General features: G+C 39.3%; 21 protein-coding genes, 2 tRNA genes and 2 pseudogenes. 7 read left to right on the top strand and 18 right to left on the bottom strand.

All coding sequences use genetic code 11. From position 1 onward, the window contains the following. Positions 1 to 6: 6 nt before the first annotated feature. The 6 genes from rpsA to FJR73_RS08760 form a co-directional block, all read right to left on the bottom strand. The gene (gene rpsA / locus FJR73_RS08785) at positions 7 to 1,209 is read right to left on the bottom strand and encodes a 30S ribosomal protein S1 (protein ID WP_001001630.1); all 1,203 of its coding nucleotides are present in this window, start codon (positions 1,207 to 1,209) and stop codon (positions 7 to 9) included. Between the two features lie 161 nt (positions 1,210 to 1,370). Then, a tRNA-Gln gene (locus tag FJR73_RS08780) sits at positions 1,371 to 1,442 on the bottom strand. A gap of 9 nt (positions 1,443 to 1,451) precedes the next feature. Continuing rightward, positions 1,452 to 1,532: transfer RNA gene (locus tag FJR73_RS08775), tRNA-Tyr, on the bottom strand. A 49-nt stretch (positions 1,533 to 1,581) separates the two neighbouring features. Beyond that, positions 1,582 to 1,812 (bottom strand): DUF2969 domain-containing protein, encoded by a 231-nt coding sequence (locus FJR73_RS08770; protein WP_000037113.1) that lies wholly within the window; start codon positions 1,810 to 1,812, stop codon positions 1,582 to 1,584. Positions 1,813 to 1,910: 98 nt separating this feature from the next. Then, positions 1,911 to 3,878 (bottom strand): peptide ABC transporter substrate-binding protein, encoded by a 1,968-nt coding sequence (locus tag FJR73_RS08765; protein WP_140834518.1) that lies wholly within the window; start codon positions 3,876 to 3,878, stop codon positions 1,911 to 1,913. Between the two features lie 22 nt (positions 3,879 to 3,900). Beyond that, on the bottom strand, positions 3,901 to 4,923 hold the full coding sequence (locus FJR73_RS08760; protein WP_000219001.1) for a branched-chain amino acid aminotransferase: 1,023 nt from the start codon (positions 4,921 to 4,923) through the stop codon (positions 3,901 to 3,903). A 308-nt stretch (positions 4,924 to 5,231) separates the two neighbouring features. On the opposite strand from FJR73_RS08760, the pseudogene FJR73_RS08755 reads away from it, so the two are divergent. Then, positions 5,232 to 5,672 (top strand): annotated as a pseudogene (locus FJR73_RS08755) (IS630 transposase-related protein); the annotation flags it as partial. A gap of 327 nt (positions 5,673 to 5,999) precedes the next feature. Here the strand turns inward: FJR73_RS08755 and FJR73_RS08750 are convergent. The 5 genes from FJR73_RS08750 to FJR73_RS08730 all read right to left on the bottom strand — a co-directional run bounded on the left by FJR73_RS08750 (position 6,000) and on the right by FJR73_RS08730 (position 11,265). Further along, on the bottom strand, positions 6,000 to 7,166 hold the full coding sequence (locus tag FJR73_RS08750; protein WP_125451283.1) for an acetyl-CoA carboxylase biotin carboxylase subunit family protein: 1,167 nt from the start codon (positions 7,164 to 7,166) through the stop codon (positions 6,000 to 6,002). Between the two features lie 12 nt (positions 7,167 to 7,178). Continuing rightward, positions 7,179 to 7,919, bottom strand: a complete 741-nt coding sequence (locus tag FJR73_RS08745) for an esterase family protein (protein WP_140834517.1) — start codon at positions 7,917 to 7,919, stop codon at positions 7,179 to 7,181. A 20-nt stretch (positions 7,920 to 7,939) separates the two neighbouring features. Further along, positions 7,940 to 8,764 carry an alpha/beta hydrolase gene (locus FJR73_RS08740; RefSeq protein ID WP_140834515.1) on the bottom strand — a complete coding sequence of 275 codons (825 nt, stop codon included), beginning with the start codon at positions 8,762 to 8,764 and terminating at the stop codon, positions 7,940 to 7,942. Positions 8,765 to 8,899: 135 nt separating this feature from the next. Continuing rightward, the gene (gene thiI / locus FJR73_RS08735) at positions 8,900 to 10,114 is read right to left on the bottom strand and encodes a tRNA uracil 4-sulfurtransferase ThiI (RefSeq protein ID WP_140834513.1); all 1,215 of its coding nucleotides are present in this window, start codon (positions 10,112 to 10,114) and stop codon (positions 8,900 to 8,902) included. Positions 10,115 to 10,122: 8 nt separating this feature from the next. Beyond that, entirely contained in the window at positions 10,123 to 11,265 is a 1,143-nt protein-coding gene (locus FJR73_RS08730) for a cysteine desulfurase family protein (RefSeq protein ID WP_140834512.1), read from the bottom strand. A gap of 138 nt (positions 11,266 to 11,403) precedes the next feature. Between FJR73_RS08730 and FJR73_RS08725 the strand changes: the two genes are divergently transcribed. Next, positions 11,404 to 11,835 (top strand): DUF6556 family protein, encoded by a 432-nt coding sequence (locus tag FJR73_RS08725; protein WP_140834511.1) that lies wholly within the window; start codon positions 11,404 to 11,406, stop codon positions 11,833 to 11,835. Positions 11,836 to 12,365: 530 nt separating this feature from the next. Here the strand turns inward: FJR73_RS08725 and FJR73_RS08720 are convergent. The 7 genes and pseudogenes from FJR73_RS08720 to glmU form a co-directional block, all read right to left on the bottom strand. Continuing rightward, positions 12,366 to 14,129 (bottom strand): glycerophosphoryl diester phosphodiesterase membrane domain-containing protein, encoded by a 1,764-nt coding sequence (locus tag FJR73_RS08720; protein ID WP_140834509.1) that lies wholly within the window; start codon positions 14,127 to 14,129, stop codon positions 12,366 to 12,368. Positions 14,130 to 14,137: 8 nt separating this feature from the next. After that, positions 14,138 to 14,395: pseudogene (locus FJR73_RS08715) on the bottom strand (3'-5' exonuclease); the annotation flags it as partial. Between the two features lie 121 nt (positions 14,396 to 14,516). Beyond that, positions 14,517 to 15,008 (bottom strand): chromosome segregation protein RocS, encoded by a 492-nt coding sequence (gene rocS / locus FJR73_RS08710; protein ID WP_000021242.1) that lies wholly within the window; start codon positions 15,006 to 15,008, stop codon positions 14,517 to 14,519. Positions 15,009 to 15,084: 76 nt separating this feature from the next. Continuing rightward, positions 15,085 to 15,777, bottom strand: a complete 693-nt coding sequence (locus FJR73_RS08705) for a 5'-methylthioadenosine/adenosylhomocysteine nucleosidase (RefSeq protein ID WP_061759825.1) — start codon at positions 15,775 to 15,777, stop codon at positions 15,085 to 15,087. A 16-nt stretch (positions 15,778 to 15,793) separates the two neighbouring features. Further along, positions 15,794 to 16,105: a cell wall synthase accessory phosphoprotein MacP gene (macP, locus tag FJR73_RS08700; RefSeq protein ID WP_061759824.1), complete on the bottom strand. Its 312-nt coding sequence runs from the start codon at positions 16,103 to 16,105 to the stop codon at positions 15,794 to 15,796. Between the two features lie 11 nt (positions 16,106 to 16,116). Beyond that, positions 16,117 to 16,662 carry an NUDIX hydrolase gene (locus tag FJR73_RS08695; RefSeq protein WP_061759823.1) on the bottom strand — a complete coding sequence of 182 codons (546 nt, stop codon included), beginning with the start codon at positions 16,660 to 16,662 and terminating at the stop codon, positions 16,117 to 16,119. Between the two features lie 9 nt (positions 16,663 to 16,671). Beyond that, entirely contained in the window at positions 16,672 to 18,051 is a 1,380-nt protein-coding gene (gene glmU, locus FJR73_RS08690) for a bifunctional UDP-N-acetylglucosamine diphosphorylase/glucosamine-1-phosphate N-acetyltransferase GlmU (RefSeq protein WP_140834508.1), read from the bottom strand. A 154-nt stretch (positions 18,052 to 18,205) separates the two neighbouring features. Here glmU and FJR73_RS08685 point away from each other — a divergent pair, with 154 nt between their 5' ends. From FJR73_RS08685 to lysS, 5 genes are all read left to right on the top strand, one after another. Then, the gene (locus tag FJR73_RS08685; protein ID WP_140834506.1) at positions 18,206 to 19,006 is read left to right on the top strand and encodes a glycoside hydrolase family 25 protein; all 801 of its coding nucleotides are present in this window, start codon (positions 18,206 to 18,208) and stop codon (positions 19,004 to 19,006) included. Positions 19,007 to 19,099: 93 nt separating this feature from the next. Further along, on the top strand, positions 19,100 to 19,942 hold the full coding sequence (locus tag FJR73_RS08680; RefSeq protein ID WP_023937375.1) for a DUF368 domain-containing protein: 843 nt from the start codon (positions 19,100 to 19,102) through the stop codon (positions 19,940 to 19,942). Continuing rightward, positions 19,942 to 20,424: an aminoacyl-tRNA deacylase gene (locus FJR73_RS08675; RefSeq protein WP_140834504.1), complete on the top strand. Its 483-nt coding sequence runs from the start codon at positions 19,942 to 19,944 to the stop codon at positions 20,422 to 20,424. The genes FJR73_RS08680 and FJR73_RS08675 overlap by 1 nt, the downstream gene beginning before the upstream one ends. Beyond that, positions 20,424 to 21,041 (top strand): histidine phosphatase family protein, encoded by a 618-nt coding sequence (locus FJR73_RS08670; protein ID WP_140834501.1) that lies wholly within the window; start codon positions 20,424 to 20,426, stop codon positions 21,039 to 21,041. The genes FJR73_RS08675 and FJR73_RS08670 overlap by 1 nt, the downstream gene beginning before the upstream one ends. 136 nt (positions 21,042 to 21,177) lie before the next feature. After that, a complete protein-coding gene (lysS, locus tag FJR73_RS08665) occupies positions 21,178 to 22,668 on the top strand; it encodes a lysine--tRNA ligase (RefSeq protein ID WP_000102449.1) in 1,491 nt (496 codons plus the stop codon). Positions 22,669 to 22,764 lie beyond the last annotated feature (96 nt).

The following is a 22,764-nucleotide window of genomic DNA, read 5'->3' as shown; positions in this document are numbered from 1 at the left end:
ATTTGATTAAAGTTCGATATCACCGAACAAGTCAGCCATTGAGAATCCTGTTTGTGTTTCTGGAAGTTCGAAATCACGTTTTTCTTGACGTTTTGGACGACGTGGACGAGCAGCACGTTTTTCTTCTTTTTGTCCTTCTTCTTGAGCTGGACGCTCTTCAAGAGCTTTGATAGAAAGTGATACGCGCTCTGCATCTGCGTTAACTTCAAGAACTTTAACTTTAACTTCTTGACCAACTTTAAGAGCTTCTTTTGGATTTTCAATACGTTTGTGTGAAATTTGTGATACGTGAACAAGTCCATCAATACCTGGCAATACTTCAACAAATGCACCGAAGTCAGTCAAACGTTTAACTGTTCCTTCTACTACATCACCTTTAGCCAATTTTTGCTCAACGCCATCCCATGGTCCAGGTGTTGTTGCTTTAAGTGAAAGTGATACACGTCCTTCTTCTTCGTTAAGATCAAGGATTTTCACTTCAATTTCTTCACCAACAGTTACAACTGATTTTGGTGATACGTTACGTTCATGTGACAATTCAGTCAAGTGAACCAATCCGTCAACACCACCAAGGTCGATGAAAGCACCGAAGCTTGTGATACGTGCAACTTTACCAGTTACTACATCACCAACAGCCAATTTACCGAATACTTCAGCGCGAGCTGCTGCTGTAGCTGCTTCAACAACTTCACGACGTGAAAGGATGAAGCGGTTTTCTTTAGCGTCAACTTCTTTGATTTTAGCATCAAATTCTTGACCTACAAAACGCTCAGTGTTACGTACGAAACGAGTATCCAACATTGAAGCTGGGATAAATCCACGAACACCTTCAAATTCTACTGAAAGTCCACCTTTAACGGCACGAGTTCCTTTAACAGTAACAACTTCTTCTTCGCGACCAACAAGTTTGTCCCATGCTTTGCGAGCTTCAAGGCGTTTTTTAGATACAAGGTATGTAACTGTATCAGTATCTTTACCAACTACTTGACGAAGTACAAGAACATCCAATACTTCTCCTACTTTAACAAAGTCATTGATATCTGCATCGCGATCGTTTGTCAATTCGCGAAGAGTCAAGACACCTTCAACACCAGTTCCAGAGATTGCAACGTTAGCTTGAGTCGCATCAACTGTCAATACTTCAGCACTAACAACATCACCAGTCTCAACTTGGCTAACGCTATTTAGCAAATCTTCAAATTCGTTCATCTAAAAAATCCTCCAACAATCAAGTTTTTCTTAAACTTGACATACTTATAATTTTTTTCCTAAGCACCCGCAAGGACATGTTTATATCGTTCACGTCTTTCAATTATAAAAATAAAATACCCTAAGATATTTTGCTTTTTATCTTGATTATTACCTAAGAACTGGGGTAGCTGGATTCGAACCAACGCATGAGGGAGTCAAAGTCCCTTGCCTTACCGCTTGGCTATACCCCATTGATGAAATGGAGAGAGAGGGATTCGAACCCCCGAACCCGAAGGAGCGGATTTACAGTCCGCCGCGTTTAGCCTCTTCGCTATCTCTCCTACAATCAACATGGACTATTATATCATGAAAATTTCAAAAAAACAATACTTATTTTGCTAAATTATAATTTTCAATCAAAATTTCCACAGCTTTTTCCAATTTTTTATAAAAACTATCGACATTCCCATTCTTTATGATGGCAAATTGTCCATCTAATTCGGCAATTTCTCCGATAACTTTTTTACCAATGGTCAAGGTATAACCTTCAAAACTGTCTTTTCCTACATTAACTTTAGCATCTGCTACTTGAATTTCGATTTTTTTATCTTTCTTGCTCATTTCATACCTCTCTTTACTTTTTCTATTTTACAAGAAAATCCCAAAACTAGCAAGAAAAAACTCTATATCATTCTGAGTCTGATATAGAGTTTTCTGCTTTATTTAATGTGTTTTTCTAGTTCTTTTTGGTACTTACCGTTTGATTCCAATTTTTCTTTTTGCCATTTTTTCAGTGCTTCTTCATATTCTTTTGTCGTAACAATATCTTTTTGCAATTTCATTCCTTTAAAGATATATGGGTCACCCTTAATACCAACTTGTGAGTATGGTTTTGAGAATGGCACGACATTACTTACAACTGGAGAACCACCAGATGAAGCTGTTGGCATCAATAATGAACTATCTGTCAACCAAGCTTGAGCCTTGGCATATTTTTCATAGCGTTCTTCAAGATTGGTAGTTTCTGAATCTGCATCATCCAATAATTTCTTATACTGGTCCAAACCAATCTTAGCTACGACATCCTTGTCTTTTCCTTTAGTGATACCTAGGTGTTTCATAGCAGAACCTGATTTAGGATCCATGATAGTTAAATAAGATGCTGGGTCTTGATAACTTGGAGCCCATCCTGTACTATTCAAATCATAGTCTTTTTGGGAAGGAACACGCGCTTGTGAAGTGATTGTTTCCTTTTCATTATCTGTCATTTGAAGAACGTCGATGACAACATTTTCGGCACCAAGAGTTGATTCGATTGACTGTTTGAAAGAGTTGCTTTGTTGAACGGCGATGGTATCTGTCTGTTCAACTGGGACATCCAAATGAATTGGGAAGCTTACCCCTTTAGATTCCAAATCTTTCTTAGCTTTTTCGAAAGCAGCTTTAGCCTTGTCAGGATTGTAGATAGAATCCTTACCGTCAACTAGCTCAACACCTTTCCATTGCTCACCATAGTTCACCAACTCTACTTGAGCGATTTGACCAAAGTTTTTACCACCTGCTTGCACAAAGTTATCTGGAACTAAACTGTTACGAATAATCTTATCCGCACCGTCTTCACCATTTAGCTGGGCAGCATAAGAATGACGGTTGAAGGCAAAGTTAATAGCCTGACGGAAGTCCTTATTAAGCATAGCTTCTTTTGTAGAAGTCTTTTGTTCTTCACTTGTTTTCGCAGTTTTATTATATGACTGACGATTTACGTTAAAGGTGAAGTAATAACTACTTGAGTCCTGTGGGCTATAAGTGATTTTATCTCCGTATTGTTCCAAAGTTGAAGCAAAGTTTGAACTACTTGGGAAGAGACGAGCTGTCGTATAAGCACCAGAAGAGAAGCTACGAATCAACGATTCCTGATCAGAACCATCGTAGTAAGTCAATTTAATCTTCTCGATTTTTACATTTTCTTTATCCCAGTAATTTGGATTTTTCTCATATTCGATCAACGATTTAGAAGTCAAAGTCTTCAAGAAATAAGGACCATTATAGAGAATCCCTGCTGGAGTAACTGCTCCATAATCTTTACCTGATGCCTTCAAAAACTCTTCATTTACAGGCAACATCGTCGCTGTTGTAACTTTAGAATTCCAGAAGCTTTCTGGTTTGTTTAGGGTATACTCGACTGTGTAATCATCCAAGGCCTTGACACCAACTGTAGAGAAATCATTAGTCTCACCAGTCATGTAGGCATCCAAGCCCTTGATAGAATTTTGGATGAGAGAGACACCGTCTGACTTACCGTCAGCTACGTGTTTCAATCCTGTTACAAAGTCATGGGCTGTTACTTCTGCGTATTCTTCACCCTCGGAAGTATACCATTTAACTCCTTTACGAAGTTTATAGGTATAAGTCAAACCATCTTTGGACACAGACCAATCTTCAGCCAAAGAAGGAACAACATTTCCGTATTTGTCATTTTCCATCAAACCATCAATAACATTTCCAATAACGTCTGTCGTCGATGTCCGAGTCGCTATACTGTAGTCCAAAGATGCTGGATCCACTGCATAGACATAAGAAAATGTTGTCGGTGCATCTGCTTCTTTATCAGCTTTTCCACAAGCTACTAAAAAAGCTGTTGTACTCAGGACTACTCCTGCTGTTAAGAGCCACTTTTTCGATTTCATAAAAAATCTCCTTTAGTTTATTTTAATCTACTTTTACAATCCAACCTTCTGGCGCTTCAATATCACCAAACTGAATTCCTGTCAATTCATCATAAAGTTTACGAGTCACAGGACCTACTTCTGTTTCACTATAGAATACATGGAAATCATCACCATGTTGAATACCTCCAATTGGAGAAATAACCGCTGCTGTACCACAAGCACCTGCCTCTACAAAACGATCCAGGTTATCAATTGGGACATCCCCCTCAATAGGAGTTAAGCCCAAGCGGTGTTCTGCCAAATAAAGCAAAGAATACTTAGTAATAGATGGCAAGATAGATGGACTCAATGGTGTTACAAATTCATTGTCAGCTGTAATTCCAAAGAAGTTAGCTGATCCAACTTCTTCAATCTTTGTATGTGTTGATGGATCTAGGTAAATAACATCTGAGAAATGGCAAGATTTAGCCAATTTCCCTGGCAAGAGACTGGCAGCATAGTTTCCACCAACCTTAGCCGCACCTGTACCATTTGGAGCGGCACGGTCGTATTCATCCTGAATTAAGAAGTTGGTTGGAACCAAACCGCCTTTAAAGTAATTTCCAACTGGCATAGCAAAGATGATGAAAATGTACTCTTCTGCTGGTTTAACCCCAATAATATCTCCGACACCAATCAAAAGTGGACGAAGATAAAGGGTTCCACCTGTTCCATATGGTGGTACATATTCTTCATTGGCGCGGACAACTGCCTTACAAGCTTCTACAAACATGTCTGTCGGAACTTGTGGCATCAAGAGACGATCACAAGTACGTTGCAGGCGTTTAGCATTTTCATCAGGACGGAAAAGTTGAATACTACCATCCTTAGTACGATAAGCTTTCAATCCTTCAAATGCTTGTTGTCCGTAGTGGAGACTTGGAGAAGACTCTGAAATATGCAAAGTTGCATCCTCTGTAAGCTCTCCTTGATTCCATTGTCCATTTTTAAAATGAGCAATATAGCGATAAGGTAATTTCATATAGGAAAAACCGAGATTTTCCCAATCAATCGTTACTGTCATATTCCACTCCTTATTCTAAAAACCTATTTCTTTTATTCTACACTATTTTTCTAAAATAGCAAGCATATTTTGTAATTTTCAGAAAATTTCTTCAATAAAAAGAATCTAAGGTATCTGTCGTAATGAATCCTATATAAAAATTACATAAAAAACTTAAATTATTCTTCTATATCGTTTGATGCAATCTGTTCAATAACTGAACTTGTTTTTGACATACATAGAGCCCGTGCATTAATATTAGTAATCTGTTTCGACAGAGATATGACAAAATGAACTAAAGATAGTACACAATGTTGTGCAGTCATCTTATGCCATATTCAATCGATTTACGTAAAAAAAGTTCTCGCCTATTGTAAGCGAACAGGTAGTATAACAGAAGTATCACACGTTATCCAAATCTCACGCAATCCCATTATCTAAAAGAGAAAATAAGTAATCTAAACCATCAAGTAAAAGGAACAAAACCAAGAAAAGTTGATAGAGATAGACTTAAAAACTATCTTACTGAGAATCCAGACGCTTATTTGACTGAAATAGCTTCTAAATTTGGCTGTCATCCAACTATAGCGTATTGAATCTGGAGTAGTACATTACGGTTGCTGAAACATTTCTAGAAAAAATTGACTTTCTCAATCACTTTGTTCATATCTTATTTCAATCCACTATGCTCTCAAAGCTATGGGCTACACTCGAAAAAAAAGAATCATACCTACTATGAACAAGCCCCAGAAAAAGTAGCTTTATTTCTTATTCCTCCCCACTCACCTGAGTACAATCTTACTGAGAAAACCTGGGCTCATATCAAAAAGCACCTCAAAAGAGTTTGGGACAAAAGTCTAACCTTAAATATAAAAAGCGAACAAAATGAGTTATCTGACATTCAGAATTTTGTCTTGTTCGCTTTTTTTCCTAATCTATCGATTTTAAAAATTTATAATAAAGAATTCCTAAAATCAAAATCTTTTTGTCCCAGCCTCTTTACGAGGCTGTTTCGTCCTATTCTTGTTTCAATCTGCTGTGTTTCTCATAAAAAACAAAAGGATTAAGAAAGTCATTTTCCTTAACCCTATAGTCCCTTAAGCCTGACGTTGTCCGAAATCTGCAATCATTTGCTCCATTTCTTGTCGACTCGGAGTTGTCAACATATACAGGTAATCTCCTTGAAGTTCCGCAAAGGCCGCTGGCATGATTTTTTTAACCTTGAACTGCTGGCCATATTTAGCAAGCAAGTCCTCCTCAGAATAAACATAGTGAGCATTTGCACGACGTGATGTAGCTAAACAAAACTGAGGTTCAAAATCTGACGCTGGGAACTCTTCTCCTGCGACTATAGCTGCATAGCCACGATAGAGGTCCAAGGAATGGGCAAAGTTATAAACATCAATGGTGAAACCACCTGCAGGGCGGTTATTGTACTCGATGGCAATATAATCATCCCCTTCACGGAAAAACTCGATATGGAAGAAACGTTCTTTCATACCAAATTCCTTAACAATCGCTTCACCATATTTGCGCAGTTTAGGATCCATATCCTTGAGCACATAGTAGGAATTGTCCATCTTGTAAATCATGAGATCAAGTGGTGTATAGGCGTAGTCAAAGGTCGTTGAAAAGACGATTTTACCATCCTTGTCCACAAGACCATCAAAGGTACAGATTTCACTAGAGGTGACAAATTTCTCAAAGAAATAAATAGTTGAATGGTCCCACTCAGCCTTGAAGTGATTGATATCGTCCTCTGTCTCAAGCTTGAAGGTGGCCGCTGCGCCCACTCCATTATCAGGTTTGGCAATCATTGGAAGGCCGATTTCTTTCACAGCTTGATCAACATCTGCTTCCGTCTTGATAACAGCTCCAGGTACCACAGGGACACCTGCTTTTTTGAAGAGTTTCTTCATTTCAGACTTAAATTTCGTCTTTTTGAGATCCTCTGGTTTAGCACCAAAGACATTGAATTGTTCTCTGAGTGTTGCATCCAGCTCAAGCCAGTATTCATTATGAGACTCGATGCGATCAATTGGGCCATGTTTATAAAAGAGAAAAGCAGCTGCACGTTTGACTTCATCTATGTTCTCAAGGTTATCTACACGGAAATACTCGGTCAGGCTATTGCGTAAAGGTTCATCCAATTGCTCGTAAGGTTCCTGACCAATCCCCAAGACGGTAATTCCTTTATTGGCTAGCTCAATGGTAAACTGTTGAAAATTTTGCGGATAGTAGGGAGAAATAACAAGGTAATTCATAGGTAACTCCTTTTATAAATAGAGATTTCCAAGGAAATAAGGCATTTGTTTGCGCCACCATTCCCAGTCGTGGGCGACATCGTGTCCCCATTCAGCAAACCAGGCTGGGATTTGTTTCTGGTCAAAGGCTTCTTTGAGCTTGTAGAAAGACGGTAGACCGTCTTGTTCCCAAACACCAAGCCCCGTACAAAGCACAATCTCTGCCTGACGGTAACGGTCAATAAACCAGCTGTCGTTCTGATTCCAAATATAATCTACTGGCGAGTTTTGATAAATAGCATCATCATTGTAATAATCGCCGACAAAGAAACGTGCGTCGTAAACACCACTGAGGGCAATCACCTTTGTAAAGACATCTGGATGCTGGAGGAAGAAATTGACAGCATGGTAGGCTCCCATCGAGCAACCTGTCGTCATCATGCCATCAAACCAACCTGTCTTGTGCTTGATAAAAGGAATAGCCTCCTCAATCACATAGCGCTCGTAGGCACGGTGCATCTCTGCTTGGTCATGACTATTTTTCCAAGTGGCCAACCAGCTCTCACTATCTACACTGGATAGGGTAAAGAACTGGACACGGCCTTCCTCGATAAAAGAAGCACAAGCCTCAATCATGCCAAAATCATAGTATTCATTGTGACTGCCACCTGATGAAGCAAAAACCACAACTGGAATCCCAGCATGTCCATAACGGTTGAGGTACATTTCACGGTTGAGATGACCACTCCAGTGACTAAGGTTTTCAATATGCATTTGCTTTCTCCTTTTCTAACTTACCATTTCTCTGCAAAAAAACGGAGACAATCTGGTAAATTTTCCGACCAAGGGATTTCACTATGAATAGCACCAGACTGAACTTTCAAGACAAGATTATCCAGATGAACTCCCCCTGCTATCAAATCATGGTAATAGCGAAGCGACGAGTCGATATAGGCTTGTTTGATATTGCCAGCCATCAGGGTTTTGTCCGTATCATCTGCTTCTTCTGTTCCTACATAGATAAAAATACGCTGGTCAGGCAATAAATTTTGACGCTCGATATAACGGTTAAAGGCTTCTTGGTGGAGCCAGTTTGCAGATGAAAAGACACCTAGACAACCAATTTGGTCTTGGTATTCTAGTCCGATAAACTGGGTAATATTGCCTCCTAGTGACGAGCCAATCATAGCCGTATGCTGGCGATCAGCTTTAGTACGGTAAGTCTCATCGATAAATGGCTTTACCACATCCATAACAAACTCGGCATACTCCACACCTTTACCGCCAAACTGCTGCCCCGGAATAGGAGATTCTTGGAACTTCCAAGCCGCATACTCATTCATCCGCCCCATACCATCATTATCAATAGCAACGACAATCATGCGACTGATATCAGGATTACGCTTAATTGCTGGGATAATCTTCCATGAGTGACCAATAAAGGATTCTTTACTATAAAAGACATTTTGCCCGTCATGAAAGTAAACCACAGGATAGGAACGATCCGTGTCTTTTTCATAATCTTTAGGAAGAAGAACACGCACACGGCGCTCCTTACCAGTATAAGGAACCTTGAGTTTGTGTTCTTTCATTTTTAAATAAAAGTAGGATTGATTCATTGTCAGAAAACTCTCTATATTCAAAATTTTATCTCATTATATCATAAAAATAGAAAAAAAGTCAGTTTTGCTTCCATTTTTGGATTAAAAACTAACTTTTTCATTTATTTTTCTACATTCTTTTGGATTTTCTGATTAGAGGAGATTGTCAATCAAGTCATCGACTTCATCTTTTTCAGTTTGAGGTGTAATCTCAGTAATCATAATCCCTGCCACTGCTCGCTCAACTAAGCCCTTAACATCCATCCGTTTTTCATACTGCTCTGCATTTTTAATCTTAGGATTGGTCTTAGGACGGTCAGGTGCAAAAATCGTACAGCAGTCTTCAAAAGGCTGGATAGAAATATCAAAGGTATCGATTGCTTGGGCAATATCAATGATTTCCAACTTATCCATAGTAACCACAGGACGAATGACTGGAGTGCTGGTCACAGCGTTGATAGTCTGCATGCTTTCCAAGGTCTGGCTAGCTACTTGACCAAGACTTTCCCCATTGATGATAACCAAACCATTTCGTACCTCACGAATACGATCGGTAATCCGCATCATAAAACGGCGTGTCAAGGTCATGAGGTAGGCTTCTGGTGCTTTAGCCTTGATTTCCTCTTGAATCTCTGTGAAAGGAACTTCGATAAACTGGATATTGCCCCCAAACTTGGTTAATTTACGGGTCAAGTCCTGGGCTTTTTTAAGAGCACCAGGACTGGTGTAAGGTGGACTGGCAAAGTGAACTGCCTCAATATCTACCCCTCGTTTAAGAGCTAGATAACCCGCCACAGGTGAATCAATTCCTCCTGACAACATGAGCATGCCTTTACCAGAACTTCCCACAGGTAATCCTCCTGCTCCACGAAAGGTTTCATAGGAAATATAAGCTGCTTCCTCACGAATCTCAACCTGAAGATTAATATCTGGATTTTTCATCTGAGCTTTCACGTTTGGAATAGCCTTGAAAACAGCACTACCAAGAGTTTGATTGAGTTCACGACTATCAAGTTCAAAGGTGTGGTCGCTACGCTTACCAGTGATTTTAAAGGTCATCCCTTCCTTATAGGTTTCTTTCATAATCTCTTGGACAGCAGACTTAAGAACTTCCACAGACTTTTCGACTTTATAAACGGGAGAAAAGTTTTGAATTCCAAATACTTGTTTGAGCGATTCTGCTACTGCGGTATAATCAGCTCCATTCAGGTAAGCGTGGGCACGGTCGCGATCTGCGGTTACCTTAACTTGGGGATAGATAGACAAAACGTCTGAAATATTATTACGAAGTTTATTGATGAAACGCATACGATTTTTGTGTTTGGTTGACAATTCTCCATAGCGAATCATAATTTCTGAATACTGCATAAATGCTCCTATCTTACTTTTCTAGTTTGATTATAAATTAATTTTAGCTTGGTCAAAAACTGCTCGACCTGACTCATATCATTTTCTAGGTCAAGGCTTAAACGCACAGCTGACTGGGCCTTATCCTTGTCCACTCCCATAGCAATCAAGGTACCTGCAGGTTTCCCTGCCTTGGATGAACAAGCAGAGGTCGTTGAGATGAAAATATCATAGTCTTCAAAGGCGTGAACGATAACTTCACCACGAACACCTTTGATTCCAAAAGTCAGAATATGAGGGGCAAAGTCTTCCTCATCTGAAAAGACAAAAATGTCTGGATAGTCCAGAAGAGCTTGGCGAATCACTGCCTTCATCTGTCCTGTCTTACTAGTAAAGATGTCCAGCTTTTCCATAGACAAACGGAGGGCCTTGGCTGTCGCTGCAATCCCTGCTACATTTTCAGTTGTCGAACGATAATCACGCTCCTGACCACCACCTGTTAAAAGAGGCGTAATCTTCTTGCCAGACTTTATATAGACAAAACCAACACCTCGGACTCCGTGGAACTTGTGACCAGAGAAAGTCGCAAAATCCACTCGTTCTGTCAGATACTTTTCAGTTGGAATCTTGGCAAGCGCCTGAACCGCATCAACGTGGAAGGAAATAGTCGGCTTGTCTGCCAAGAGTTCTGAAATAGCTTGAATAGGTTGAATCGAGCCGATTTCATTGTTTACAGCCATGACAGAAATTAGGATTGTATCAGGTCGTATCAAAGCTCCTAGAGCCTCAACATCCACAAATCCTTTCTCATCAACTGGAGCAAAATCCACTTCAAATCCTTGACTTTTCAACCAGAGGGCTGACTCTTTGACTGCTGGATGTTCAATGGCTGATACGATGATGTGCTTGCCAAACTTGGCTTTTTCACAGGCCACACCCTTGATGACCCAATTATCTCCTTCTGTCCCACCAGAGGTAAAAAAGATTTCATCGCTTTTCTTACCGATTAAATCTGCAATCTGTTGGCGGGAAGCATCTAAGATTCGTGTTGCCTGGTCTCCCAAACGATGGAGACTAGATGGATTTCCTAAAATTTTTGAAGCCACCTGCATATAGGTTTCAATGGCTTCATGATAGGGCTTGGTCGTCGCTGAATTATCAAAGTAAATCATGTTTTCTCACGCTTTCTAAAATCACTCTTTCTATTGTATCATGAAACGGAGCCTGCGACAAGAATAGGCAATTCCTCTTTTTTTAAGATTTTTTTAAAGAAATGCGGTATAATAAATTTTAATTAAAGGAGAGAATGCATGTCTAATTATCGTAGAACTTCAAAACCAAAAACAGAACACATCAAAAAAGGCTTTACAGTCTTTCAAAAAACCGTTGCTACTATTGGTAGTATCCTTGGCTTGATTACCGCAAGTATCACTATCATGAACGCCTTGGATAATAACAAAAATACTAAAAAAGAACCTACGACAAGCCAGACGACAACAATTGTCAAAGAAATTCAAAAGGAAGCCCCTCAGGAAAACACTCGTCCCAATAAAGAAAATAACACTTCTCAAGAAAAAACACCGCAAGAAGAAACACCACAATCTAGTGTCAAGGAAGAGAAAAAAGAAGAGCAGAAAACAGCAACTCAGGACTCTACTACTCCTGCTCCAAGTAAAGCTACCACTGAAAATGAAAAACAACCCAATACTCCAACTTCAGAAAATAAAAGCAATCCTCAGTAAGCACTTGATTTAAGAAAAAATTAACTCAAAAATAAAACTACACAGTCTCTCTTTGTATAATTGATGTTTTAGAGGGTAGTTTCTTGACCAATTTTATGAGATTCATACTCATAAAATTGAAACCTAGCTATGTTGTGATAACTTATTTGTCTCTAACATAAACTTTGCACGCGCCAACAATACTCTCTCATCTGCCCCAAGGGGGGCAAGATCCATTTTTCATTCACCTTATATTCGAAATTCTTCTTCATGCAGAAATTAGTAAGCCTTTTACATCTAACATAAATAACCTAGTTCAACCACTTCATAGGCATTACTTCCTGTTTTATTCTTATTTCATACTCTTCGAGAATCTCTTCAAACCACGTCAGCATCGCCTTACCGTACTCAAGTATAGCTTGCGGCTAGTTTCCTAGTTTGCTCTTTGATTTTCATTGAGTATCAATTATAAACCATGGCATAATAAAACGAGCATATCCAACTGATACAATGCTCGTTTTTTTGCTATTTTAGAGGTGGTTTTTTGCTTACTAAAAATTAAAGAATTCCATGGCCTGTTTGAAAAGCAATTCAGTATACTCTGGGTCTTCTTGGGCAATGGTAACTTGATCTTGAATCATTTCCAAGTCATCCGTTATCATGCCATCAGCTCCCAAATGAACGGATTTATCAAAGGACTCTGAACTATTGATAGTCCAAACGTACAATTTCTGATCCGTATTCCAAAGCTTGTTGACAAAATTTTCATCTAAAGTTGAATACTCCATGGTATAACCTGTAGCCTTGGTTCTTGGGAAGATACTATTATAAGGTAGGATGAAATAGACTGGAATTTGAGAATCGTAGGCTAGAACCTGATCAATCACATGGTAGTCTAAAGATTGCATTTGGTGACCATTCTGCTTAAGAACCGTTCCATATTTTTCCATAAATCGTTTCATCATATCTGGACTATCTTTTCGACTGGTTTTAATTTCAATGAGGAGTTTTTGATGCAATTCATTGGCTTTATTGAGATAGTCATCAAAACTGGACACCTTGCTATGATAACCATTTTCTGAAATATCAAGTTTGGTTAATTCTTTCAAAGTTAGATCCTGTGGATTGGCATTAACTCCTGTCAGATTCTTGATATTGGCATCATGCATCATGACAAACTGGCCATCTTTTGTTTCCTGAACATCTGTCTCAACGAAATCTGGAGATAACTGAGCGGTTTTTTCTAGTGATTGGACGGTATTTTGCACACCATTCTTATTAGATACTCCCCTGTGAGAAATGATTAAAGGTTTATTGGCTACTGGAGCTTCTAAATAAACATAACCCTCAAGAGCGAAAAAGATACAAGCACAGCCCATCACTCCCCATCTCATCCAGTGGTCTTTCTTTCTCCTTGGTGTAATTTCTAGTTCTTCTCCCGTTAAGAAGGAAACAAACTTAATAAGAAAGTAAGTCAAGGCTATATAATGAAAATTCTTAATCAAGACAAAATTGATAATTCCCAGAACAAGAGATTCCTTATGTGTCAGACCATCCATCAGTGCCTGACTTGCTAATATTGGAATCAATAAAAGAATGAAAAATAGGTAGGTTTTGACGACAATCCAAAGCAAGTTCCAAATATAAAACCAGGAGTGCTTTCTTGTCTTCTCTAGACTGTATCTGACTGCTTCTTTGACTGTCTTCTTCTCAAATAAAAGCTGAGGTAGGGCAAACATGAAACGCACTGAAATATAAAATAGAAGTAAAGCTAGAATAGTAACCACTATACCTACTAGCCAATACTTGTCTTCCACATAATCAACGATAAAGTCCGGAATGACAATTTTATTTAAGTAGTAAATCTTTAAAATCTTTCGAATCACTGGAAAGAGCATCATGACATAAAAGAAGATAAAGGTTATCTTGGCAAGCGTGACTTGCTTCATAAACAAGAAACTTTGTCGAAAGACCTTGCGACTGTACTCCAGCAAGGTCCTCTTTTCATGACATAATAAATGCCGAGCACCAATAAAGAGAAGTCCTATCTGGTAATAGGCGATCAGTAAATTAACGATTACCAGAATAAATAAAGCAAGACTAACAAAGGGAGAACCCGTTATAATGGCAAAAATATTGTTGTAGGATAGAAAGAGATAACCTGTCTGACGGAGCAAAAGTCCAGCAATCCAAGAATTTGATGGTAACCAGACAAACTCAATCATCATGAAAGTCAAGAAAAATAGAAAAAGTATTTTATCTAGATTAAAGTATATCTGCTTAAAACCTAGATTTTTAGGTTTTTCAGGTTTCATAGGCACTCCTAGTCAAATAATTGAGACAAGTCCAAGCCTCCAAAAGGATTGTTTGAAAGACTACTTTCTGTCTCTAACAATTCTCTAGCTTGATCCGACTCTAGGAAGGACTCGTAAACACGCGCTGTCATCCGTGCATCCTCTAAACTATTATGAGACTGACCTTGAAATCCAAGAAATGAAGCAACAGTTTGCAACTTGAGATTAGAAATACCGTGTAAATCCGAACTCCGACGTTCAAAAGCTTCATCATACAGATCTACCTTTCTAATCGTTCCATTCTATACCTCTCTTCTACTATCTCTCTTCTTATTCTATTTGAGCAACTATACTATTTAGAAACAAAAGAAGCCATCAGGTTAGCATTTAACCTAAACAGCTCCTTGATTATCCTCCAAATAAACGAGCAAAAAAGCCTTTCTTAGTGGATTGGACTTCTTCTTTTGCTTGGTCCAGCTCTAGCTTGAGATTTTCTTGATCCTTCATGGCTTGAAGAGTCAATTGTTGCTGCTGATCTAGTTGTTTGTCTTTCTCAGCAATCTGACGGTCTTTGATGCGCATCTGCTCATCTTTTTCTGATAGCTGACGATCCTTGGCTTTTAATTGTTCATAAAGACGGAGAATTTCTGCATTCTTCTCATCAACTAGAATCTCCATCAGTTCACGTTGCTTGACATCTTCACTGACAGGCTCATCTTCAAAAATCGTTTTTTTATAGATTTCTTCTAGCTTAATCAAGCCGCTTCTAGTAACTACTGTTACCCCTTTGTCATTTTTATCTGTGTCTTCTTCTGGTAATTCTTTGACACGGTTATTGATTGCTTGGCGAGATAATCCTAAGACCTCTGCAATCTCACTGACGGTCATTTCAATACTCATAATATCCTCTGAAACGTTTTCTAGCTTTTCTTTACTTAAATCTTATCATAAGCTAGAAAAACTGTCAAATTTTCGCTTAATCTAAAGCCTTCAAAAAGGCTAATAAGACTTGGGCAGAGCGACGTCCAGCTTCGATAATAAACTCATCAAAAGAGATGTTTGCTTCATGGTTGGCATTATCACTCATAGCTCGGATGACTAAGACTGGAAGATTAAGGGCATGCGCTGCCTGAGCAATAGCTGCCCCCTCCATCTCAACAGCCAAAACATCTGGGAAATGGGACTTAATCGCTTCTATCTTATCATTTCCTGCAACAAAACTATCTCCTGTAGCAATCAATCCAAGATGCCATTTTTGGTCCAATCGAGATAAACTTTCTTGGATTTTAGCAACAAAAGTTTTATCTGATTCGAAATAAAGCGGTTGTTGCGCCATTTGTCCATAAGCATATCCAAAAGCTGTAACATCCACGTCATGATAGGCTAATTTGTCAGCAATCACAACATCTCCAACAGAAATACCCTCTGCTACTGCCCCAGCAGATCCTGTGTTAATCAAAGCATCCACTTGGAAATGATCAGCCAAAATCGCCACACTCATAGCAGACATGACTTTACCAATTCCACTCTCTACGAGAACGACTTCATGCGAAGCAATGGTTCCTGTATGATAGGTATTCCCCAAAACAATTTGCTCTTGGGCATTGTCTAAATGCTGGACCAGATAAGCCAGTTCTTCTGGCATAGCAGCTATAATTCCTATTTTCATTTCAATTCCTTTTCTATTACAAAAGTTTCATTGCTAAGACAAGCAAAATCAAGAGAAAGATGACTGCAAATAAGATTTTATTCAATTTAGAATTGAAGATATTTCTCTTGGTATTTTCAATGCGACGGCTTTTATGAATAGACGGTTCGACCTGAATCTTCAAGGTTTCCTGGCTAAAACCATGATCCTTTGGATTGGCATAACCAAAATAGGAAGAAGAGGTTGGTAAAATCTTGGTTTCCTCATCATCTAGTAAAGGAGGACCCGAAATTTTTTCGCCTCTATTAGCTCTTTCAATCATTTCATCCGTTAATAAAGGTTTACCCATACTAACCTCCTCTATTTTTTGTGCAATTCCCAATATTGAACAGCCATAATTGTCTTGGCATCACAAATATGACCTGATTGGATTAATTCCTTAGCTTCTTCTAGGCTCACTTCAAGGACTTCCAAGGTTTCATCCTCATCCTGCGGACGCGGATTTTCCACCTTTGTCAAATCGCTGGCTAGGTATAGTTTTAACTTCTCATTACAAAAGCCAATAGCTGAATAAAAATCGTACAAGAGTTCTAATTTCCCTGTATAGGATGTTTCTTCCTCCAGTTCACGCAGAGCTGCTGCAACAGGGTCAGTATTTTCTCCTACTTCCAGTTTTCCAGCTGGAATTTCGTAAGAGACAGCCTCGATAGCTTTGCGATACTGCTTGACCAAGATAAGTTTTTTCTCATCCGTTACTGCTAAAACACAGACAGCTCCGTTATGGAAAATCAAATCCCGTTGGGCAACTCCTTTGCCTTCTGGTAATTCAACCTGATCTTGAACCAGTTTAAATATTGGTCCTTGATAGATTTCTTTTCGGCTAAGCGTTTTTTCTTCAAATTCCATGATAGGCTCCTACTGATTCTTAGGATGATGAGGAAGGCGTGTTGCATATTCGTCTTTGTTGACCTGACGACCACGACCAATAGCAATAGCATCCGCTGGAACATCTTTAGTAATAGTTGAACCAGCTCCAACGAGGGAATTGTCACCAAGTTCTACTGGCGCAATAATGGTTGAATTTGAACCAACAAAAACATTGTTGCCAATAACTGTCTTGTATTTGTTTTTGCCGTCATAGTTGACTGTAATGGTTCCTGCACCAAAATTAACGTTGCTACCTACTTCACAGTTTCCGATATACGTCAAATGACCAGCCTTGGTATTCTCACCTATTGAAGAACCTTTCACCTCAACAAAGTTTCCAATATGAACTTGGGCAGCTAGGCTTGAACCTGGACGAATGTGGGCATAAGGACCGACTGTCACACCGTCTGCAACACTGCTTTCCTCAATCATAGAGTTGGTAATAACAGCTCCTGCTCCGATAGTGCTATCCACTACATACGTTCCATTTGTCAAAACAGTCTCAGCACCAATTTTCGTTTGCCCCTTCAAGATAACATTGGCTTCAATTTGAACTTCAGGAGCGATCTCGACATCAATATCGATATAAGTTGCTTCTGGATTGACAAAGCTAACACCATTGACCATGTGCTGATGATTGATGCGACGACGCATAACCGACTCAGCAGTCGCAAGAGCTACACGGTCATTTACACCAAGACTCTCATCAAAATCTTTCAAAGTATAAGCGCCAACTTTTTCACCAGCTTCACGGAAAATGCCAATGACATCTGTAATATAATATTCACCTTGAGCGTTATTGGTATTAATATTTTTCAAAGCCTCGAATAAACGCTCGTTGTCAAAGACGTATGTTCCAGTGTTGATTTCCTTGATTTGCTTTTCAAAATCTGTAGCATCCTTCTGCTCAACAATGCGAAGAACTTCAGCATTATCATTACGAACAATTCGTCCATAGCCGAAAGGAGTATCTGTTTCAGCAGTCAAGATAGTAGCCACATTTTTATGATTGATGTGGAAATCAATCAAGTTTTTCAAGCTTTCACCTGTGATTAAAGGAGTATCTCCTGCGATGACCAAGGTGTGACCTGATAAACCTTCTAAAATAGGCTCTGTCATCATAACTGCATGACCCGTTCCTAACTGTTCAGATTGAGTCACAAATTCTGTCTGTCCAGCCAAGACCTGCTCAACCAATTCTGCCTTGTGTCCGACAACTGTTACTGTCTTTTCAGGTTGGATAGCTCCCACACTACGGAAAACATGTTCCAACATGGAAATGCCCGCAACCTTGTGCAAAACTTTTGGCAAATCAGATTTCATGCGAGTCCCTTTACCCGCTGCTAAAATAATGGCATAATTTGACATAATCTTCTCTTTTCTCTAGAAATTCCCTTTTATTATACCATATTTCAAATCATTCCGCGCTCTTGAATGAAAAAATGCTCTAAAGTCCTTTCTTGACCCATTTTTTGAATATTTTTTTTGATTTTTTTTCATTTTTAAGGTAAAATTATGAGATATGAGAAAGAAAATTAATCCGCTTATTTTATTTGGTTTTTTTGGGATTATGATTTTCATTTTAATCCTGAATCGCCCTCGTTTTGAGGACCATCCTGTAAAAACAAAGTCAAATATCGCGCAAGTAGAAACACAAGCGCTACACAATATAGATAAACCGGTAATTGATGTTTCTGGTTGGCAGCGTCCTGAGGAAATTAATTACGATACTCTGTCCCAAAACATTTCTGGAGCTATTGTTCGCGTCCATAGTGGCGCTCAAACGTCCAAAGAGAACGATGCTGCCTTTGTTAATGGGGTAGATAAGGCCTTTAAAACCCATATCACGGAGTTTCAAAAACGAAATGTCCCAGTTGGTGTCTATGCTTATTTAGCTGGAAAAAATGTCCAAGAAATGGAAAAAGCCGCTGAAGTATTCTATAACGCATCTTCACCATACAGCCCTAGTTACTATTGGCTAGACGTGGAAGAAAAAACCATGTCTAATATGAACGAAGGTGTTGAAGCCTTTCGTGCAAAACTAGAATCGCTAGGTGCTAAAAATATCGGAATCTACATTGGTGTCTATTTCATGGAAGAACACAGTATTGACACTACAAAATTTTCTTCTATTTGGATTCCGTCCTATGGTTCTGACTCAGGATTCTACGAGGCAACTCCAAAAACTGATTTAGATTACGACATCCACCAGTACACTTCTAAAGGAAAAATTGCTGGCTTTAATCACGATTTGGATATCAACGTCATCTCTTCCTTAAAAAACAAAGAAGAAACTTTTAGAAAACTCTTTTTAAAACCTTAAAAGCATTTGTTTATCATTTGCTTTTTCTTTTGTGTTTGATTGTGATACAATATAGTAAGGATTTTTTGAAATAGAAATAGTTGGAGGAAAAATATGCTCTCATGGTTAGCACGCCTTATTAAAGGGATTGTGATTGCTCTTGGTTTTATCCTACCGGGAATTTCCGGAGGAGTTCTAGCAGCAATCTTAGGGATTTATGAACGAATGATTGGCTTTCTGGCCCACCCCTTTAAAGACTTCAAAGAAAATGTTTTGTACTTTATTCCAGTTGCCATCGGTATGCTTCTGGGAATCGGCTTATTTTCTTATCCGATTGAATACCTGCTTGAAAATTATCAGGTCTTTGTCTTATGGAGCTTTGCAGGGGCCATCATTGGTACTGTTCCTAGCCTACTAAAAGAATCAACTCGAGAATCTGACCGAGACAAGATTGATTTAGCTTGGTTCTGGGCCACCTTTATCATTTCTGGACTAGGTCTCTATGCCTTAAATTTTGTCGTTGGAACCTTAAGCGCCAGCTTTCTTAATTTTGTTTTAGCAGGTGCACTACTGGCTCTTGGAGTATTGGTTCCTGGTCTCAGTCCATCAAATCTACTTTTGATTTTGGGACTCTATGCTCCTATGTTGACTGGTTTTAAAACCTTTGACCTCTTAGGAACCTTCTTCCCGATTGGAATCGGAGCAGGTGCAACTCTCATCATTTTTTCAAAATTGATGGATTATGCCTTAAATAACTACCACTCTCGCGTCTATCATTTCATCATCGGGATCGTCCTATCAAGTACCCTTTTGATCTTGATTCCAAATGCAGGAAACGCTGAAAGCATCCAATACACAGGCCTTTCACTTGTTGGGTATGTCATCATCGCCTTCTTCTTTGCCTTGGGAATCTGGCTTGGTATTTGGATGAGCCAATTGGAGGATAAGTATAAATAATGGCAAAAAAAGTTAAAATCAAAAAAACATTGGTGGAACAAATCCTGTCTAAAGCAGGTATCTCACATCAGGGAATTCAAATCAATGCTCTGGAAGGAGAACTTCCGCAAGGTTATGAACGAGATCAGATTTTCAAAACCTTGGCTCTTTTAGGAGATAAGACAGGACCGATTATCGGAATTGTTCCCATCACTCAACACTTGTCTGAAAAGAAACTAGCTAAAATTTCTGGCAATAAAAAAGTGAGCATGATTCCTCAAAAAGACTTGGAAAAAACAACAGGTTATATTCATGGAGCCAATAATCCTGTCGGCATTCGTCAGAAACACAATTACCCCATTTTTATCGATAAGATCGCCCTAGACTTGGATCAAATGATTGTCTCTGCTGGGGAAGTTGGTCACAGCATTATCGTCGCACCACAAGACTTGGCTAGCTTTGTAAAGGCTGACTTTGAAGATATCTTGGAGGACAGCAAGTAATGAAACTCTACTTTGTCCGCCACGGTCGTACAGTCTGGAATCAGGAAGGACGCTTTCAAGGTGCTAGTGGAGATTCTCCCCTACTTCCTGAATCCATTGACATCCTCAAAAAACTTGGCCAGTATCTCAAGGAGATTCCTTTTGAACAAATTTATTCAAGTGATTTACCTCGAGCAATCAAATCTGCTGAGATTATCCAAAGTCAACTCCAGACTCCCTGTCCTTTAGAAAGTGTTCCTAATCTTCGTGAATGGCAGCTGGGTAAGTTGGAAGGTTTGAAAATTGCAACCTTGGAAGCTATTTATCCGCAACAAATCAAAGCTTTCCGATCTAATCTTGCTAAATTTGACACTCAAATGTTCGGAGCTGAATCCCTTTATAGCACCACGCAACGAACCATCCAATTTATCAAATCACTCAAAGATAGTCCAGCTGAGCGTATTCTAATTGTCGGTCACGGCGCCAATCTTACTGCCAGTCTTCGTACTCTTCTAGGTTATAAAGAGCCACTTCTTCGTAAAGATGGCGGTCTAGCAAATGCCAGCCTAACAATTTTAGAAACCCATGATTTTGAAAAATTCACTCTTGATACGTGGAATGATACCTCTTATCAATAAAGAACTTGATTTTAGTGTCAAGTTCTTTTTAGTTTTTAAAGATTATCCGTGAATTTCTTGGATATTTATGATAAAATGGGAGTATCGCAAAAAATGACTCATCGTATTCAATTTTGAGTAAAACTAGGAGGATCCCATGTCAACAGAACATATGGAAGAACTAAATGACCAGCAGATCGTTCGCCGTGAAAAAATGGCTGCGCTCCGTGAACAAGGAATCGATCCTTTCGGAAAACGCTTTGAACGCACTGCAAATTCACAAGAATTAAAAGATAAATATGCTGATCTCGATAAAGAACAATTACATGATAAAAACGAAACAGCTACTATCGCAGGACGCTTGGTAACCAAACGTGGTAAAGGTAAAGTAGGTTTTGCCCACCTTCAAGACCGCGAAGGCCAGATTCAAATCTACGTTCGTAAAGATGCTGTCGGTGAAGAAAACTACGAAATCTTTAAAAAGGCTGACTTAGGAGACTTCCTTGGTGTCGAAGGCGAAGTGATGCGTACAGATATGGGAGAACTCTCTATCAAGGCTACACATATCACTCACTTGTCCAAAGCCCTTCGTCCGCTTCCAGAGAAATTCCACGGTTTAACAGACGTTGAAACTATTTACCGTAAACGTTACCTTGATTTGATTTCAAACCGTGAAAGCTTTGAACGCTTTGTTACTCGTTCAAAAATCATCTCTGAAATCCGTCGTTACCTTGATCAAAAAGGATTCCTTGAAGTGGAAACACCTGTTCTTCATAACGAAGCTGGTGGTGCTGCTGCTCGTCCGTTTATCACTCACCACAACGCTCAAAACATTGACATGGTGCTTCGTATCGCGACTGAGCTTCACTTAAAACGCCTTATCGTTGGTGGTATGGAGCGTGTCTATGAAATCGGCCGTATCTTCCGTAACGAAGGAATGGATGCTACTCATAACCCTGAGTTTACTTCTATCGAAGTTTACCAAGCTTATGCAGACTTCCAAGATATCATGGACTTGACTGAAGGTATTATCCAACACGCTGCTAAATCAGTTAAAGGCGATGGTCCAGTTAACTATCAAGGTACTGAAATCAAAATCAATGAACCATTTAAACGTGTTCATATGGTGGATGCTATCAAGGAAATTACAGGTGTCGATTTCTGGAAAGACATGACTTTTGAAGAAGCCAAAGCTATCGCTGCTGAGAAGAAAGTCCCTGTTGAAAAACACTACACTGAAGTTGGCCACATTATCAACGCCTTCTTTGAAGAGTTTGTTGAAGAAACTTTAATCCAACCAACCTTTGTCTATGGACATCCAGTAGCTGTATCTCCACTTGCTAAGAAAAATCCTGAAGATGAGCGCTTTACTGACCGTTTCGAACTCTTCATCATGACTAAGGAGTACGGTAATGCCTTTACTGAACTCAACGACCCAATCGATCAACTTAGCCGTTTTGAAGCCCAAGCTAAAGCCAAAGAGCTTGGTGACGATGAAGCGACAGGTATCGACTACGACTATATCGAAGCCCTTGAATACGGTATGCCACCAACAGGTGGTTTGGGTATCGGTATCGACCGTCTCTGCATGCTCCTCACTGATACAACCACTATCCGTGATGTATTGCTCTTCCCAACAATGAAATAATACTCTTCGAAAATCAAATTCAAACCACGTCAGCGTTGCCTTACCGTACTCAAGTACAGCCTGCGGCTAGCTTCCTAGTTTGCTCTTTGATTTTCA

Source organism: Streptococcus sp. D2, from assembly GCF_006385825.1.
GTDB lineage: Bacteria > Bacillota > Bacilli > Lactobacillales > Streptococcaceae > Streptococcus > Streptococcus shenyangsis.
Note: the sequence above shows the minus strand (reverse complement) of the source record. Positions and strands in the feature narration are given on the sequence as shown.

Coding starts and splice junctions, on each gene's coding strand:
- rpsA (WP_001001630.1), bottom strand. CDS start 1,209: ATGAACGAATTTGAAGATTTGCTAAATAGCGTTAGCCAAGTTGAGACT.
- FJR73_RS08770 (WP_000037113.1), bottom strand. CDS start 1,812: ATGAGCAAGAAAGATAAAAAAATCGAAATTCAAGTAGCAGATGCTAAA.
- FJR73_RS08765 (WP_140834518.1), bottom strand. CDS start 3,878: ATGAAATCGAAAAAGTGGCTCTTAACAGCAGGAGTAGTCCTGAGTACA.
- FJR73_RS08760 (WP_000219001.1), bottom strand. CDS start 4,923: ATGACAGTAACGATTGATTGGGAAAATCTCGGTTTTTCCTATATGAAA.
- FJR73_RS08750 (WP_125451283.1), bottom strand. CDS start 7,166: ATGAATTACCTTGTTATTTCTCCCTACTATCCGCAAAATTTTCAACAG.
- FJR73_RS08745 (WP_140834517.1), bottom strand. CDS start 7,919: ATGCATATTGAAAACCTTAGTCACTGGAGTGGTCATCTCAACCGTGAA.
- FJR73_RS08740 (WP_140834515.1), bottom strand. CDS start 8,764: ATGAATCAATCCTACTTTTATTTAAAAATGAAAGAACACAAACTCAAG.
- thiI (WP_140834513.1), bottom strand. CDS start 10,114: ATGCAGTATTCAGAAATTATGATTCGCTATGGAGAATTGTCAACCAAA.
- FJR73_RS08730 (WP_140834512.1), bottom strand. CDS start 11,265: ATGATTTACTTTGATAATTCAGCGACGACCAAGCCCTATCATGAAGCC.
- FJR73_RS08725 (WP_140834511.1), top strand. CDS start 11,404: ATGTCTAATTATCGTAGAACTTCAAAACCAAAAACAGAACACATCAAA.
- FJR73_RS08720 (WP_140834509.1), bottom strand. CDS start 14,129: ATGAAACCTGAAAAACCTAAAAATCTAGGTTTTAAGCAGATATACTTT.
- rocS (WP_000021242.1), bottom strand. CDS start 15,008: ATGAGTATTGAAATGACCGTCAGTGAGATTGCAGAGGTCTTAGGATTA.
- FJR73_RS08705 (WP_061759825.1), bottom strand. CDS start 15,777: ATGAAAATAGGAATTATAGCTGCTATGCCAGAAGAACTGGCTTATCTG.
- macP (WP_061759824.1), bottom strand. CDS start 16,105: ATGGGTAAACCTTTATTAACGGATGAAATGATTGAAAGAGCTAATAGA.
- FJR73_RS08695 (WP_061759823.1), bottom strand. CDS start 16,662: ATGGAATTTGAAGAAAAAACGCTTAGCCGAAAAGAAATCTATCAAGGA.
- glmU (WP_140834508.1), bottom strand. CDS start 18,051: ATGTCAAATTATGCCATTATTTTAGCAGCGGGTAAAGGGACTCGCATG.
- FJR73_RS08685 (WP_140834506.1), top strand. CDS start 18,206: ATGAGAAAGAAAATTAATCCGCTTATTTTATTTGGTTTTTTTGGGATT.
- FJR73_RS08680 (WP_023937375.1), top strand. CDS start 19,100: ATGCTCTCATGGTTAGCACGCCTTATTAAAGGGATTGTGATTGCTCTT.
- FJR73_RS08675 (WP_140834504.1), top strand. CDS start 19,942: ATGGCAAAAAAAGTTAAAATCAAAAAAACATTGGTGGAACAAATCCTG.
- FJR73_RS08670 (WP_140834501.1), top strand. CDS start 20,424: ATGAAACTCTACTTTGTCCGCCACGGTCGTACAGTCTGGAATCAGGAA.
- lysS (WP_000102449.1), top strand. CDS start 21,178: ATGTCAACAGAACATATGGAAGAACTAAATGACCAGCAGATCGTTCGC.